Here is a 15,555-nt window from a genome sequence, read left to right as displayed (position 1 = left end):
ACAAATGAAAAAATGTCCCGTAGGGACAATTGCATTACCATTCCGCCCTGTTTCAACCGTCCCTGCCGGGACGGGATTGGCGGTTAGCGGTGTACATTTTCCTTGCCGTTGAAACGGCGGGCTATTTTCAATCGTCCCTGACGGGACGGATTCAATGGCGTTACGTAGTGTGAAATTTTTGTAGATATGTCAAATTCTTGTTGAGGTAAGAAATAAATCCCGTAGGGATTTTTGAGAATAACGCGGCAGTTCACTGCCGGGAACAAAGGACAAGCACTCAATTTGAATACCTGCCACCATGGTTCAACCGTCCCTGCCGGGACGGGATTGGCGGTTGGGGTTGTACATTTTCCCCGCCGTTGAAACGACGGGCTATTTTGAATCGTCCCTGCGGGACTGGTTTTTTGTTCTGGTGTATTTTCTCCCTCTGATGAAACGACGGGCTATTGTCGGCTGTCTCTCCGGGACGTAATTATTGGCCTTCGGAAGGCAATGCCCTGTAGATGTGTTAAATTCTTTTTGTAAAAAATTAAATCCCGCAGGGATTTTTGAGAATAACGCGGCAGTTCACTGCCGGGAAAAGTGAAACCACACAAATGAAAAAATGTCCCGTAGGGACATCTGAATAACTGTTCATCATCCCTTCTGGCGGAGCTTGTTGGAAGACGATGTGCATTCATCCTGGCAAAAAATAAAATCCCTCAAGGGGGCTGATATTCCCGCACATCCTGCCTTTAATTGGTCATTCTAAAGGAGTCGGTTGCTCGTTCGCTTTGCTCCAGAAATTGATCCGATTGCTTATCCTTTAACCACAGCAGCAAGCGATATTCGCCTTCCACTTCAGACGGTTTTAAGGTTAAGGGCGGCAGCGCAATGTCAAATTCCTTTTTATCCCCGGCTAAAATTTCAAAGGGCAGGCCAATGGCCGGACATTCCAGTAAATAGACATTGTTCCATTTGCCAACAATGCGCTTTTGCAAATCAAAGCCCGGACTGGTTCCGCAATTGAGCAACACCAGATCCTTGTCAGTGTTGTTATGGATGGTCAGGTGAGCCGATTCTTCCGGCTTGTAGGTGCCCTTGTCAAGCGTGATGATTATATCGTTATATTCGATGATGTCAATATCTGTGCCTTTGTCTTCCTCACAAGAAACGAATGTCAGAAATACGACAAAGAAAAAAGGGAGCGCTTTAAATAAATTCATCGTTTACCTCGTTTGTGTTTTGAATATCTTTATCCCTGTTTTTATCCGGTATGTAAGTTAAAAAATTAATTCCTCGTTAACAAAATTTTAAGCACCCGCATTAATTGAGCTCATTTTTTTGCCCTTTTTTAAATTTTCCGCTAAATTCAAAAAGAGGTTTGGTTTATTCAAAGTAAATAAATCTTCGCTAATTTAAATTTATTTCTGTAAAGGAGGAAGCTAAATGCAGTCCATTCTGGTAACCGGTGGAGCAGGATTCATAGGCTCTAATTTTGTGCGTTATATGCTGAACAAATATCCCGATTATCGGATCATTGTACTCGACGCCCTGACTTACGCCGGTAATCGCGAAAATCTGGCCGATCTGGAAAAAGATCCCCGCTATTTATTTTACCATGGCAGCATTGGCGATGAAAAAGTAGTCGATAATTTGATGAGTAATGTGGACGCCGTGGTCAATTTTGCCGCGGAAACTCATGTGGATCGCTCCATTCATGAGGCCGGCGCTTTTATTGATACCGATATTCGCGGTACCTTTGTACTGCTGGAAGCCGCCAAAAAGTACGGCATTGAACGATTTTTACACATCTCGACCGACGAGGTGTACGGATCCATTGAAAACGGTTCATTTAAAGAGACAGACCCTTTAATGCCCAACAGTCCCTATTCGGCCAGTAAAGCCGGCGGAGACTTGCTGGTGCGTTCGTATTTTAAGACCTATGATTTGCCGGTTTTGATTACGCGTAGTTCCAACAACTACGGGCCTTACCAGTATCCGGAAAAGCTCATTCCGCTGTTTGTTACCAATGCCATTGACGATCAGCCGCTGCCACTTTATGGCGACGGGAAAAATGTGCGCGATTGGATTTACGTGGAGGACAACTGCGCGGGAATCGACGTCGTTTTACACCGGGGGAAGATCGGCGAAATTTACAATATTGGCGCCGGAAATGAACGCGAGAATATCTACATCACCCATTTTATTCTGGATTATCTGGGTAAACCGAAATCGTTGATTAAGCCTGTAAAAGACCGTCCGGGACATGATCGCCGCTATTCGGTGGACACGAGTAAGATCAGGGCTCTGGGCTGGGAACCCAAATGGAGCCTGGAAGAAGGATTAAAACACACCATCGACTGGTATGTGGAGAATGAAACCTGGTGGCGTCACATTAAAGAAAAACAGGAAGAATACAAACGCTTTTACGAAAAACATTACGCCAGTAAGGATGAATAAGGGGTATTTTAAACAAAGCTTTAAATAGAAAAAAGCACAAAAGACGCAGAGAATCTGAAAAGGATAATTAAAACGTCTTTGCACACCGGATGCCCTTCTGGCGTTTTTAGTGGCCACAGGAGTTAAAAACCAACAGCGCTTTGAAGGCGAACAAACCATGAGAAATTAAATGGCACGCGCAAAACAACCCTGCAAAAATCATCCGGATCGTTTAACCGCACGGCGGTGTTACCATTGCCATGCGCCCGTTTGTTCCGAGTGTATTTCGAAGCTGGAACGCCACTATTTTTGCGGACGATGGTGTTTTGTGAAGTGGAAGGCCGGTCAATTTTTTTTGCGGGTAAAAAAAATACCGAATTTGCAGATTTACCTCCTGGCGTCGCTCATTCTGCTTACCAATCTTTTTTTATTTTTCTATTTTAACCACAAACTGGATTCCCTGAAAAAAATTACTCGGCAACAACCGCCAACATCTAAATCTGTTACACAGAGAGATTCCGCCTGGTTTTATGTGGATTCGACCTTTCGTCCCATCGACGGTAAGTTTGGACTTTCGCTGCGCGTGTCAGATGGGCTTAGCGTTTCGGTATGGCGCGACGGAAAATTAATGCGTTTTGCCAGCGGGCAAGGCGGCAAGATTCAAATCCAGGATATTCCGCTTCTTTTTGGCGATAACAAATTTGTCATCTGGGCGCATCAGGCCGATGGCGCCACGCATCTGGTGGATTCTCTGAACATTTTTTACCGTTCGGCGCGGCTGGAATTTTTAGCCCGTCCGTTTATTCAGGGCGCCATCGATTCCCGCATGGTGGCCCTGACCTTTGACGCGGGCTCTTCCGATCGAGGGGCGCAAGAAATCCTGAAAATTTTACGCGATAAAGGCCTGCGCTGCACCATGTTTATCACCGGTAGATTTCTGGAAAAATTTCCGCAGGTGGTGATGCAAATGGTCAAAGACGGGCACGAAGTGGGCAACCACACGTACAGTCATCCCCATTTAACCACTTACGAACAGAATCGTCTTCACCACAACGGCGCTCATGTCGGCAGAGAATTTGTCATTTCGCAATTGTTGAAAGTGGACAGCCTGTTTATGGCTTTAACCGGCCGACGTCTGGCCCCCTACTGGCGGGCGCCGTTTGGAGAATACAACCGGCAGATACTGCGCTGGGCGGCCGAGGCCGGCTTCAAACAGATCGCCTGGTCGCCAAAATGCGACGCGCTGGATTGGGTGGAAGACAGCACTCAAACCCTGTACCGCAGCAGCACTCAAATTTTAGAACATTTTTTACAACTGGAGAAAAATTCCGGCCTTAACGGAAAAATCATCCTCATGCATCTGGGCACAGACCGCAAAAACGATTTCCCTTATTTAGCGCTTCCTGCGTTGATCGATTCTTTAAGAAGCCGGGGATACCGATTTGCCACCATCAGCGAACTGATCAATCAACGGGCGTCGCAATAGCCTTTTGTCTTCCCAGAATTCAATTTTTGGAATGAATCCCAATCGTTCTTAAATTTGTGCTATTAAAGGCGTTGTTTGCAAGCGCTTCATTAAAAATTATTTAACTCTAAGGTAGGGATGCCGGAATTACCAGAGGTAGAAACTGTCGTCAGAGAGCTGAGACCGCTTATTGTGGGCAAGACCATTGACAGGGTGGAAGCAATCTGGCAAAAAACATTTGTCGATCAGGCAGGCCTTTCGTTGTCCGGGCAGATCATTCAAAAAATTGATCGGCGCGGCAAATTTATCATTCTTGTATTAAATCGCAGTTACCTCATTGTTCATTTGCGAATGACGGGCCGCCTTTCATTAAGTAACGGCCAGGGCGATTTAAGCGATCTTCCGCACCTTCGTTGCCTGATCCAGTTTAAGGATGGCAGCCGTCTGTTGTTCGAAGACATGCGCAAATTCGGAAGAATTTATCATGTTAAGGAAGTTGAAGAGGTTTTGAAGAATGTGGGTATTGACGCCCTGGATACGCATTTGACTTTTGAACATTTTTACGATTACCTGAAAAACAGAAAAATGGGCGTTAAGGCCTTTTTGATGTCGCAAAAATGGATTGCCGGTCTGGGCAATATTTACACCGATGAGAGCCTGTTTCTGGCTAAAATCCATCCAGAGCAGACCTGCGACCAGATCAGCCCTGGCCAGGGGCGGAAACTGTTTACAGCGGTGCAGGAAATTTTACACAGAGCCGTTGAAAATATGGGCAGCACCATTTCCGATTATCGGGATGCGTATGGGAATCCGGGCAGAAATCAGTTGTATTTTAAAGTTTACAGGCGAGCCGGAAAGCCCTGCTTTGCATGCGGCGCTTTGATTGAAAAGAAAAAAGTGGCGGGCAGAGGCACCCATTTTTGTCCGCAGTGTCAAAAATTGAGGGGGAGTAAATGATCATAACCTTTATGACTGATTTTGGCACCAAAGACGGTTATGTGGGCAGCGTCAAAGGCGTTTTGCTGAAAGAGGCGCCAGATGCGCTGATTGTGGACGTTACGCATGAGATACCGCCTTTTAATATTCCTCAGGCCGCCTATTGCCTGCTCAATTATTACAATTCTTTTCCTGACCGAACCGTTCATCTGGTGGTGGTGGATCCCGGCGTTGGCAGTGAACGAAAACCATTGATCATTCAGACCATGAATTATCATTTTGTAGGGCCGGATAACGGCGTTTTCGATTTTGTATTAAAAAAGGAAGCCTACCGGGCGTTTGAAATTTTGCCGGAACTGGTCAATCCCGAAGGTTACAGCAGCACCTTTCATGGCCGCGATATTTTTGCCCCGGCGGCCGCCCTGCTGGCAAAAGGCGTTAAACCGGAAGAAATTGGCGCCCCGTTGGATCGGGTGATCATCAATGATAAAAAAGAGTTAGCCTGCCAGGGAAATATCTGTAAAATTCCGATTGTTTCCGTCGATCATTTTGGAAACATCATTTTTGCTCTTTCCAGAGAAGATTTAAAACATTGGAAAAAAAGCATAAAATTGGTAAATTTCAAAACTTTCAGCAGTCAAACGATTCTGGAATATTACGCGCAGCAAGAGCCCGGCAAACCGCTGGCGTTGTGGAACAGTCAAAACATGCTGGAAATTGCGCTTACACAGGGAAGGGCTGCCGATTTTTTTAACGTTAATCCTGAGAAGGATCGGGCCGTAATCGAATTAACCGACGTCTCATAAATAATTAGTAAAGTGATTGAGAATCAATGAAGTTACTCGGTAAGGATTTAAAACATTCTGATTATCGGGCGTTACTGGGCTCCTTTTTTCTGGCGCTTCTGCTCTGGGCTGCGGTAACAACGAATAAGGTGTACACCATTCGTGTTAACCTTCCGTTTGAGATTACGCGTCTGGCGGAGGGATATGTGTTAAGCGAACAGCCGCCTCGCACCATTAGCCTGAAGCTGCGTGGAAAAGGCCGCGCCTTGCTGGCCCTGTATTTTTACAAACCAATTATCCGGCTGGAGCTGCCTTCGGTTGATCATTCGATGGAAATTGATTTAAACGAATATCAAAATCAATTTTATGTGGGACAGGAGCTGGGCATTACCATAGAAGGCGTACTGGAGCCTAAAAAACTGGCTTTAAAGGTCGATCGATATCGAGAAGTGTTTAAGCCTGTTCAGATAAAATACCGTATTAAACCCATGCCGGGCTACAGTTTAACCGGAGTAGAGCCTGAAACCGATTCGGTGATGGTCATGGGGCCGGCCAATCTGGTTAATGAGATTGAAAAGATCGAAAGCGAAACGATAACGGTGGAAAATGTTCGTTATCCGTTTAGCGAAAGGCTGCATCTTTTTTCCCCGTATCCGGAGATCGTTGAGATTGCGCCGCGGCAAATTTCCGTAAAATTTGTGATTGAACAAATTGTTGAACGGCAATTGTACAACATTCCGATTCAAATTATCGGGGCTCCTAAAGATATTGAACCGCTTCCCATTCCGCCGGTGGTTTCGGTGCGCGTTAAGGGCAGCGAAGGCCGGATAAAGGACATTGAACCGGGGCAAATCACTGCTATTTTTAATTACGATGAAGACTATCGGATTGGCCGTAATCACTATGTGCCGAAAATCGAACTACCCGAAGGCGTTTCGGTGGTTCAGGTTAGCCCTAAATCATTTCGTTTAATGTTAAAAAAGAAGGATCATAATCAATGAAGATATTAGGCGTTGAAACTTCATGCGATGAAACCTCCGCGGCCGTTATTGACGGAAATCAAGTTTTAGCCAACGTAATTTCATCGCAGGAAATCCACAATCAGTTTGGCGGCGTGGTGCCCGAACTGGCGTCGCGAGCGCACATTCGCCTGATCATTCCCATTGTAGAAAAGGCTTTGGAGCAGGCCGACCTGACGCTGGATGGGATTGACGGATTTGCGGTTACCTACGGGCCCGGCCTGGTCGGCGCTTTATTGGTGGGCCTTAATTTTGTGAAAGGACTTGCGCTGGCAACGGGCAAACCGTTTATTGGCGTCAATCACATGGAAGGACATATTTACGGCAATATTCTCTCGCAGGAGCAAATTCAATTTCCCATCGTCTTTTTAATTGTTTCCGGCGGACATACGCAGCTAGTTTTAATGGAAGATCATTTAAAATACAGGATAATCGGCCAGACGCGCGATGATGCCGTTGGCGAAGCGTTTGATAAAGGCGCTAAATTACTCGGTTTGGGCTACCCGGGCGGGCCTTTAATTGACAGGCTGGCCAGAGAAGGCGATGATAGCTATTACCGTTTTCCCAGAGCCATGCTCAAAGATAATCCGTTTGACTTCAGTTACTCCGGTTTAAAAACAGCCTTATTGGTTTTTTTGCAAAAATTGTCAGAAAAGGAAAAAGAAGAACATTTAAAAGATATTTGCGCTTCGTATCAAAAAGCGGCGGTTGAACCGCTGATTATTAAAACCATTAACGCCGCAAAAGAATTTGGCGCCAGACAGGTGGCCATTGCAGGGGGCGTGGCCGCTAACTCTTTGTTGCGCACCTGGCTTAAACAGGCCTGCGACGAGAATGGCTTTGCCTTTTACCTGCCGGAATTTGCCTACTGCACCGATAACGCCGCCATGATTGCCCGCGCCGGCCTGGAATATTTGCGTCGGGGACAAAAATCGCCGTTAACCTTAAATGCTTATCCGGCATTAAAACTGGCCGGCAAAATAGGAGCGACGCAATAAAGCCTGTTGCCGTGGTTGGAGAGACGCCACTTTGTCCAATGCGCCTTTACTTTTTTAAATTTTAAAGAACGGTAAATTTTATGCCTGAACTAATCCAATTTAATATTCCTTTTATTGTTGTGCTGCTTACAGCTGCGGCGGCTTTTGCCGTCAGCTATTTTTTTTACAGAAAAACCAATCCGCCCATCCCCGAATATGCGCGGTGGGTTTTGCTCATGCTGCGCGCCCTGGTCTTCTTTTTACTCTTTTTAATCTTTTTTACGCCGGCGGTCAAATTGATTTTTGTGAAGGAAAAAGCTGAAAAAATCGCCGTTTTTTTTGACAATTCGCGCTCCATGAACGTAAAAGACGGCGATAAGATGCGATGGGAAAGCGTTGAAAAGGTGGCGCAGGCCCTGGTCAGTAAAAAACCAGCCAGTGAGATCAAATGGTTTACTTTCAATGCCAGCGTCCAACCGCTCAGCCATCCAGACAGCCTTAAACCATCGGAAGGGGCCACCAACTTTCAGGCAGTGTTCAATGCCATACGAAAGCAGAAACCGGACAGGGCCATCATCGTTAGCGACGGCGTGGTTACCGAAGGACGTATCCCCTCGCTAACACGTAAAATAGGCAGCCAGGTGTTTACCGTGGTCGTGGGCAGGGCGCAAAGCCAGACGGATGTTTTTATCAGCGAGGTTAAAAGTCCTGCATCCGTTTACCGAAACGAAGAGGTTAAGGCAGATATCGTCATCGGAGCGGAACATTTAAAGAAGGCTGTTTCGCTTATTTTAACAGTCAAAATGGATAATAAATTGCTCGCTCAAAAAAGAATTACGTTAACTCCGGGTAACGGTAGGTATAGCGTTCCGCTTAGCTACAAATTAGATAAACTTGGGCTACATCATTTAACCTTTGAAATTGAGCGGGTAAAAGGGGAGGCAAACACCGCCAACAACCGTTTTCATGTTGTACAGGAAGTCCTTAAATCGCGTAAAAATGTCGGGCTTTTTACGGCTTATCCCAACTATGATCTGAAATTCCTGAAATTAGCCATTGAAAAATTTCCGCGCTTTAAAACATTTACCTTTGTGGAAAACAATCGCGGGAAATTTATTGTTAAAGATGCCTTTCAGAATCTGGACAGCATGGATGTATGGATATTTGTCGATTTTCCCGGCAAAAATACGTCCGGAATTTTGATCGATCAATTAAGAAAGAGCTGGGAAACAACGCGTCAGAATGTCCTGCTTATGCCGGGCGGCCAGTTTTCAAATTCAAGATTTCGAAAAATTTTCGGTCAATTTTTAAGGTTTAATTTTTCTCCATTATCGGCGGCAAGGGAGTTAACGCCGATTACCGTGAATTCTCCCGGGGCGGCAACTTTTTTGAATTTGTTTGAAGAGAGCGCCCGCAATCAACAATTCTGGAGCATGGTACCTCCCCTCCAAAGTTTTTATCCCAACCTGCAAACAGGGCCTAAAGATGTGCTTTTGATCCAGTCCATTTTAAGAGGACGCGCCGTTCCGCTCATTTTTTTATCCGAAACAAAGTTAAAAGCAGTCGTAATCAATGGCCTGGGCTTGTGGCGCTGGCACTTTTTGTTGCAGCCCGACGAGAGGCTGGCTGCCGGATATACCGTTTTTATTGAAAAAATAGTCGGCTGGTTAAGTAAACGGACGCCGTTTAAACCGGTGCTTTTAAAAGTGGATCGAAAAAGAGGAAACATCGGTCAGAAATTTCAACTTGAAATACAGTTGGTAGATAGTCGCGGGCAAAGCATTCAGGATGGAACTGCGGCGCTAATGGTGAAAGGTGAAGATCAATCGTTTAATCTGCCCGTGCAAAAAGACCAGGCCGGTCATTTCAGCGCCGAGTTTATTCCTGTGCGCGAAGGCAATTACAAAATTATAGCCCGCGGTTTTCAACAAAATGAATTCTGGGGCAGCGATTCCACCAGCCTCATCATCATTCCCGTCAATAAAGAGTTGATTCAATTGAAACCGGATACGCTCTTTTTAAAGAAGTTAGCCTTAATTAACAACGGACGAATGATTCCGGCCGATTCTCTTAACGCAGTTCAACAGATTGTCAGCGGAAAACAGCAGTACGTCCGTCAAAAAAAAGAAGTGGAACTGTGGTACAAACTGGGGCTGTTGATTTTGATTCTTACTTTAATCACCCTGGAATGGAGTTTACGCAAAAAGTGGAACCTAATTTAATGTTTGCGATCGTAGAGCCCTTTTGATCAGCCGTTAAAAAAGCAGGGAGGGAGTGCATTGAAAAAACAACTGCTGCGTTTTGCTCCTTGACTTGAATACGATTTATTCTTATATAATTTTATTCAAAATTGTCGCGAATACATTAGCCTTGTTTGGAAGTTTATTTTTCTCAGTGAAGTAACCAGTTAACGTTTGGAAAATAAATGGATTACACGGTGCTTGTGAGCGAAGGATGTTGGGCCTTTCCTTAACGCTGTGGGAGAAACAATAAACGATGATGCAGGATTTTGATTTTCAACAAATAGCCCCGCGTCTTGGCGGTAAGCGTGAATCATTTGAAGAGCTCTGCTGCCAATTAGCGCGTCGTTCTCTTCCAAAAGACGCGAATTATGTGCGTCTTTATGGAGCAGGCGGAGATGGTGGAGTTGAATGTTTTGCTGACCTGCCTGATGGGACTAGAATAGGATGGCAAGCTAAATTCGTTTTTGATGTGAACTCCTTGATTCGCCAACTTGACTCGTCACTAGCTACAGCCTTACAAATTCATCCCACCTTGACTCATTACATTGTCTGTTTCCCGTTTGATCTTACTGGCTCCACAGGGAGGCAGGGCCGAAGCGGTCAGGGAAAATTTGAAGAATGGCGGAATAAGCGTGAAAGCGAAGCCATTGCAACAGGCCGTGATCTGACCATTGAAGCCTGGCCAGCTTCAAAGATCAGATCCCTGCTGTTGAACTTAGATGTGTCAGGGGGACTGCGCATCTATTTCTTCGACAAGACTGTCCTCACGGAAGAATGGTTTTGGAACCACCTCGAGTCGGTTAAAGCCAGTGCAGGGCCTCGCTATAACCCGGAATTGAATGTAGAGACAGATCTCTACAGGTGGTTTGCAGCCTTTGGACGTACTCCGGTCTTCTTGCAACAGCTCAATAATAACTTGAAAGCGTGTCAAGATGCTTTCAAAAAACTGGCTGTTAGCGTCGAAAGGACAGGGTCAGATGGATTGTCGCCAGCATGGCCTGAAAATTTACGAGAGCACGCTCATTCCTTGCTAAAAAGGATAGAGACCTTTCTTAGCACATGCGATTCATTAGAAAAAACGGATAGATCTGAAATCTATTCTCGGTGTATCCAGCAACTGGATGAAATCTTGGAGAATTTGGAATCGCTCGAACCATTGTTGATTGAATATCTGGAGGCCAAATATCCAGATTGGAAAGGAAGGATTGACGCACCTGGATTCCGTCAATTTATGGCTGAATATATGGTTTCCTTCCCGACCGCCAATCTTGATGACTTACGTAATGCTATCAAAGTGTTCCGAGATTTTCAAGAGTGGCTTCAATCTCCTGAAGGGTTCTTGGCTTATAATCGGGCCTTCGTGCTTACTGGCGAGGCAGGAGTGGGGAAGACCCATGGTGTTTGTGATGTAGCTTTTGCCCGACTGCAAGATGGACTCCTCACATGTGTATTTCTTGGCCACCAATTCGGAGGGGAGCCCGATCCATGGTCACGTTTCTTGGAGAGCCTTGGACTTTCCATCACTTTGGGTAAAGAGGGACTGCTTGACGCGCTAAATTCTGCGGTCGAGGCATCTGGCTATCCTCTCATGCTTTGCATTGATGCGATCAATGAGACACACCCGCTGCAATATTGGCGAAATCATCTAGCAGAGATAGTACATGCCGTCCAAACCCGACCTTACTTGCGACTTTGTATCACGTGCAGAACGCCTTACGTTCCATATTGTTTACCTGATGGGTTTTGTGTACCAAGAGTTGAGTACCGGGGATTTGAAGGAATTGAACGATACGCCTGCCAAAAATTTTTTGAATTCTATGGACTAAAACCACCAATAACGCCCATTCTGCAACCTGAACTGAAAAACCCATTGTATTTGAGACTTGTGTGCGAAACGTTGCGCGGCCGCGGCCTGGATCGCCTCCCCACAGGTTGGCACGGTCTTGTTCCGGTCATTCGTGCTTTTATTGAGGAGAAGGAAAAACAATTTGTAATTGAACACGAGACAAGCCCTCAAGCCAATATAGTAGGTGGCAGTCTCCAAGCGATCAGCCGTGCAATCGCCGATTCAGGCAATTCTGCAATTCGTTGGTCGGATGCTCTAAAGGTGATCGCAACAGAACGCCCTCAAACGAATAACTTACCTGTCCTCGAATGGCTGATAGGTCACGGCCTGCTCATTGAAGATGCTCCTGACACTCCAGATCCCTTGGGCGAAGAGGGTACTGTCCGCCCGGCATTCGAGAGGCTGGGGGATTTTCTCATAGCAGACGAACTACTATCCAAGGTTCCATCCAATCAGATTGAACGAGCATTCCATCCCGAAGGATCTCTAAGTTTCTTAGTGAAAGATTTGAAAGCAATCTCTATGAATAGTGGATTGCTCAGTGTTCTTTCTATCCTTATTCCGGAGAAGCATCCGGGGGTTGAACTACCTGACTTGGTAGATGACGACATTATTCGCACCGAATTGCTGAAAGTCACCATAAACTCATTAGTCTGGCGTCATCCAGAAACCTTTTCCTCGGCTACCGAACACTTAGTTCTTGAGGGGCTAGCCCAAGGGGATATGTCATACGCAACTATGGATTCCGTCTTATCAGTGGCGTGGCAACCATCCCGCATTGATGCCTTTTGGGTGGATACTCTTTTAAGGGCGAAGCCTATGGCCAAGCGAGACGCTTACTGGTGTGGTTATTTGCATGAACAGTATGAATCTGCTGGTGTGGTTAAGCGACTGATTGATGCCGCCTTCGAACTGCCGTTGAGTGACATAGAAATTGAGATCGCAGAGCGTTGGTCCACACTTCTTGTGTGGTTTACTGCGGCGGCCGATCGACGAGTCAAAGACTGGGCAACCCGTGCACTTGTAGCCCTTTTTGTGCATAAGCCAGAAATCATTCCGGGTGTCTTGACACGCTTCCTCTATTGTGATGACGATACAATACGGGAGAGGGCTTTGCTGAGTTGCTATGGAGCACTTATATTAACTCGTGATGCGGGGGCAATTAAAGACGTTATAAAGGAGACATACCACGCTTTTCAGGATAACCCAGCAGCGTTCAATAATGCGCTGATACGTGATCACATTAGATGTATAGGTGAACTTGCTGACCAATTGGGCGTGTTATCTGGAGGATACGATCCAGCATTAATTACCACCCAGCCCATATCATCGGAATGGCCGTTGGAGATCCCGCCAGAAGAGCAAGTAGAAAAATGGAGCAAACTCGTTCACTTCTGGCCTAATGAATTTCTTAGTGATTTCTTTAAGTACTCAATGGAGTGTCTTCGACCCTGGAAACACGCTGTGTCTAAAACTGACATGGGAAAATGGATTCTCCAGCGCATTGCCCGTGATTTTGGCTATGCGGATTCCGGCTGTGAAAACTATGACCACTACATGCTCAGTAAATATGGGGGTGGTAGAGCTAAGCCTGTATGGGCGGAAAGAATCGGTAAGAAGTATCAATGGATTGCCATGTACCAGCTAGCGTCGCGACTTCATGATAATGTCGAGAGACGACGAGACAGTTGGGAACCTGAACCACTTCGAACACCGTTGATCCTGTTGGAAGAACGCAAAATGGATCCAACATTACCACTTAAGATAGCTGCTAGTAAACGTAACGCCAATATATGGTGGATAAGAACATCGGTTAACCTTCAAGTTAGTGAACACCTTGAGGATGAAGCCTGGGTAAATTTAGAAGAAGATGTCCCACGACTTGAGGATTTGTTGCAAAGCTTTGAATACGCTAGTCAAAGATGGCAATTGCTTGTGGCTTATCCTTCATGGGATAACCGAAAAGAAGACGACGATTTTGATGCTCTCTATAGGCGAGTATGGATTCACCTTGCGGGCTATTTGGTGCCGAAAGAACAAGCGGAGAGAGCCTTCGTCGCTTTGCGCAAGCGTAATTTCTTCGGAAAATGGATGCCTGAAGGAGCAATGTGGCTCTATGGGTTTGCGGGGGAATATCCATGGGCCACACCATTTAATACAGAACCAGAAGAATGGCATGGTCTTGGAGGTTCTGAGCATAAACTACCTTTCGAGTGTATGCCAACATGGAACGAAATCGCTGCTGAATGGGAGTACGATGTTTCATTCCCTGAAAACCGATATTTCTTGGTCCCCGCCCGTATTTTTTTCGAGCCAGGAGACCTGTGGTGGAATGGGCAGGCCGGCTATCGTCTCATAAACGGGCGGACAATATTCCGCGACCCTTCCCTCACGCAAGAGGGCCCACGTTCACTGATTGTTGATTTTGACGACCTTATCATCCGACTGAAAAAGCTTGGTCTCAATATTATTTGGACGCTCCTTGGCGAAAAGATCATTATAGGCGGTGTTCATTCTAAACCTACTCCACAGTGTACATTCAGTCAAATTGCTCGTTTGAAAGAGGATGGGACTATAGAGTTTTGTGATATGGTTTTCTTTGATGACTACGACGAAAACAAGGGACCATTACACCTTGAATAACGGAAAACAAAAGGCCTTAGATTTACACGAACAGGCCCAACAAATAAGCTTCGCGCTGGACGCTATTCAATCAACAGTCGCAGGTTCACCGTTTAGCTTAGCTCTGGCTCTCCCAATCTTTCTATTTTGAACTCAAGGGGACAATATCTTAGGACTGTTTGTTTCTGGGATTTCTGATCATCTCTGAGTCCACTCTAAAAAGGTATTGTTATCCAAATTCATTTAAATGGGCCTATTGTTTTTATTTAAATTACATAAAATATATTCGTGTCCATTCGTGAAATTCGTGGTTTTTATACTGAACTCATCTCTATTTAAAAAAGTCTTTCATGCAGACCTTGTGATGTTCCATTTTGTTGCAGGAAAAAATTTTATTAACTTCTTTTCAGGCTAAGAATGATCGGTAATGATTTGTCTTGAGGCGGGCGAACTAATGCGAAAATATGCCATATAAAAGTTGCTATGCCTGCGGGGCTTAGTTCAACAAGGGCGTCAACACTAAGTTTGCCACGCGTTCGATTTTCTGGTATTTTTAAAATTATTTAATCGTGGCAAATCAGGTTAGGCGCCCGCCGTTCGGCAATCATAATTAATTAGGAGGCGGTCATGAAATATCGAGTTATTATTGAACAAGATGAAGATGGAGTGTTTGTGGCAGAGGTACCTTCTCTGCCAGGTTGTATTTCTCAAGGAATAACACGTGCAGAGGCTTTAAAAAATATTCAAGAGGCAATAGCAGTTTATATTGAAAGCCTGAAGGCACACAATGAACCTATTCCACCCTCCATAGATGAAGAAATTGTAGAGGTGGTCGTGTGAGTACACTTCCTCGAATATCAGGACGTGATGTGGTGGCAGCGTTGTCAAAGATTGGTTATGAAAGAGACAGACAGAAAGGCAGTCATATAGTTTTGCGACAGATTGCGTATCCTCATAGACGAGTTGTTGTTCCAGATCATCACGAAATTGCGAAAGGTACCTTACGGAAGATCATAAAACAAGTTGGATTGACTGTTGAAGAATTTAAGAAACTTCTGTAAAATTGATATATTACCTTTAAAGCGAATAGGCTTCGCGCCGGACGCTATTCAATCAACAGTCGCAGATTCACCGTTTAGCTTAGCTCCGGCTCTCCCAATCTTTCTATTTTGAACTCAAGTGAACAATAATTTAAGATGAATTTTTTTGATTATTTTTCATCTACGCCATCTTTGGGAACA

The 15,555-nt window shown here is 45.3% G+C and carries 13 protein-coding genes; 12 read left to right on the top strand and 1 reads right to left on the bottom strand.

Annotated features, from left to right (window positions below):
• Positions 1 to 29: 29 nt before the first annotated feature.
• Together Cabys_RS20075 and Cabys_RS20070 are read left to right on the top strand one after the other, a co-directional pair.
• Positions 30 to 173 (top strand): hypothetical protein, encoded by a 144-nt coding sequence (locus Cabys_RS20075; RefSeq protein WP_169833710.1) that lies wholly within the window; start codon positions 30 to 32, stop codon positions 171 to 173.
• A gap of 125 nt (positions 174 to 298) precedes the next feature.
• The gene (locus tag Cabys_RS20070) at positions 299 to 472 is read left to right on the top strand and encodes a hypothetical protein (protein ID WP_169313663.1); all 174 of its coding nucleotides are present in this window, start codon (positions 299 to 301) and stop codon (positions 470 to 472) included.
• Positions 473 to 734: 262 nt separating this feature from the next.
• On the opposite strand, the gene Cabys_RS10855 is transcribed toward Cabys_RS20070, so the two are convergent.
• Entirely contained in the window at positions 735 to 1,205 is a 471-nt protein-coding gene (locus Cabys_RS10855; RefSeq protein WP_006930479.1) for a hypothetical protein, read from the bottom strand.
• Positions 1,206 to 1,428: 223 nt separating this feature from the next.
• On the opposite strand from Cabys_RS10855, the gene rfbB reads away from it, so the two are divergent.
• The 10 genes from rfbB (at position 1,429) to Cabys_RS20730 (ending at position 15,375) form a co-directional block, all read left to right on the top strand.
• On the top strand, positions 1,429 to 2,442 hold the full coding sequence (rfbB, locus tag Cabys_RS10850) for a dTDP-glucose 4,6-dehydratase (protein ID WP_006930478.1): 1,014 nt from the start codon (positions 1,429 to 1,431) through the stop codon (positions 2,440 to 2,442).
• A 169-nt stretch (positions 2,443 to 2,611) separates the two neighbouring features.
• On the top strand, positions 2,612 to 3,907 hold the full coding sequence (locus Cabys_RS10845) for a polysaccharide deacetylase family protein (RefSeq protein ID WP_006930477.1): 1,296 nt from the start codon (positions 2,612 to 2,614) through the stop codon (positions 3,905 to 3,907).
• A gap of 117 nt (positions 3,908 to 4,024) precedes the next feature.
• Complete coding sequence (gene mutM, locus Cabys_RS10840) at positions 4,025 to 4,843, top strand: DNA-formamidopyrimidine glycosylase (protein ID WP_006930476.1); 819 nt, start codon at positions 4,025 to 4,027, stop codon at positions 4,841 to 4,843.
• Positions 4,840 to 5,628 (top strand): SAM hydrolase/SAM-dependent halogenase family protein, encoded by a 789-nt coding sequence (locus Cabys_RS10835; RefSeq protein ID WP_006930475.1) that lies wholly within the window; start codon positions 4,840 to 4,842, stop codon positions 5,626 to 5,628. The genes mutM and Cabys_RS10835 overlap by 4 nt, the downstream gene beginning before the upstream one ends.
• Before the next feature lie 26 nt (positions 5,629 to 5,654).
• Positions 5,655 to 6,608 carry a CdaR family protein gene (locus tag Cabys_RS10830; protein WP_006930474.1) on the top strand — a complete coding sequence of 318 codons (954 nt, stop codon included), beginning with the start codon at positions 5,655 to 5,657 and terminating at the stop codon, positions 6,606 to 6,608.
• Positions 6,605 to 7,624, top strand: a complete 1,020-nt coding sequence (gene tsaD, locus Cabys_RS10825; protein WP_006930473.1) for a tRNA (adenosine(37)-N6)-threonylcarbamoyltransferase complex transferase subunit TsaD — start codon at positions 6,605 to 6,607, stop codon at positions 7,622 to 7,624. Before Cabys_RS10830 ends, tsaD begins: the two co-directional genes overlap by 4 nt.
• An 80-nt stretch (positions 7,625 to 7,704) precedes the next feature.
• A complete protein-coding gene (locus Cabys_RS10820) occupies positions 7,705 to 9,825 on the top strand; it encodes a vWA domain-containing protein (protein WP_006930472.1) in 2,121 nt (706 codons plus the stop codon).
• A 274-nt stretch (positions 9,826 to 10,099) separates the two neighbouring features.
• Positions 10,100 to 14,335, top strand: a complete 4,236-nt coding sequence (locus Cabys_RS10815) for an NACHT domain-containing protein (protein ID WP_006930471.1) — start codon at positions 10,100 to 10,102, stop codon at positions 14,333 to 14,335.
• Between the two features lie 606 nt (positions 14,336 to 14,941).
• The gene (locus Cabys_RS10810) at positions 14,942 to 15,154 is read left to right on the top strand and encodes a type II toxin-antitoxin system HicB family antitoxin (protein WP_006930470.1); all 213 of its coding nucleotides are present in this window, start codon (positions 14,942 to 14,944) and stop codon (positions 15,152 to 15,154) included.
• On the top strand, positions 15,151 to 15,375 hold the full coding sequence (locus Cabys_RS20730) for a type II toxin-antitoxin system HicA family toxin (RefSeq protein ID WP_006930469.1): 225 nt from the start codon (positions 15,151 to 15,153) through the stop codon (positions 15,373 to 15,375). The genes Cabys_RS10810 and Cabys_RS20730 overlap by 4 nt, the downstream gene beginning before the upstream one ends.
• Positions 15,376 to 15,555: the final 180 nt, after the last annotated feature.

Origin of the sequence: Caldithrix abyssi DSM 13497 (genome assembly GCF_001886815.1) — a bacterium.
Taxonomy (GTDB): Bacteria; Calditrichota; Calditrichia; order Calditrichales; family Calditrichaceae; genus Caldithrix; species Caldithrix abyssi.
This window is presented reverse-complemented; position numbering and strand designations above follow the sequence as displayed.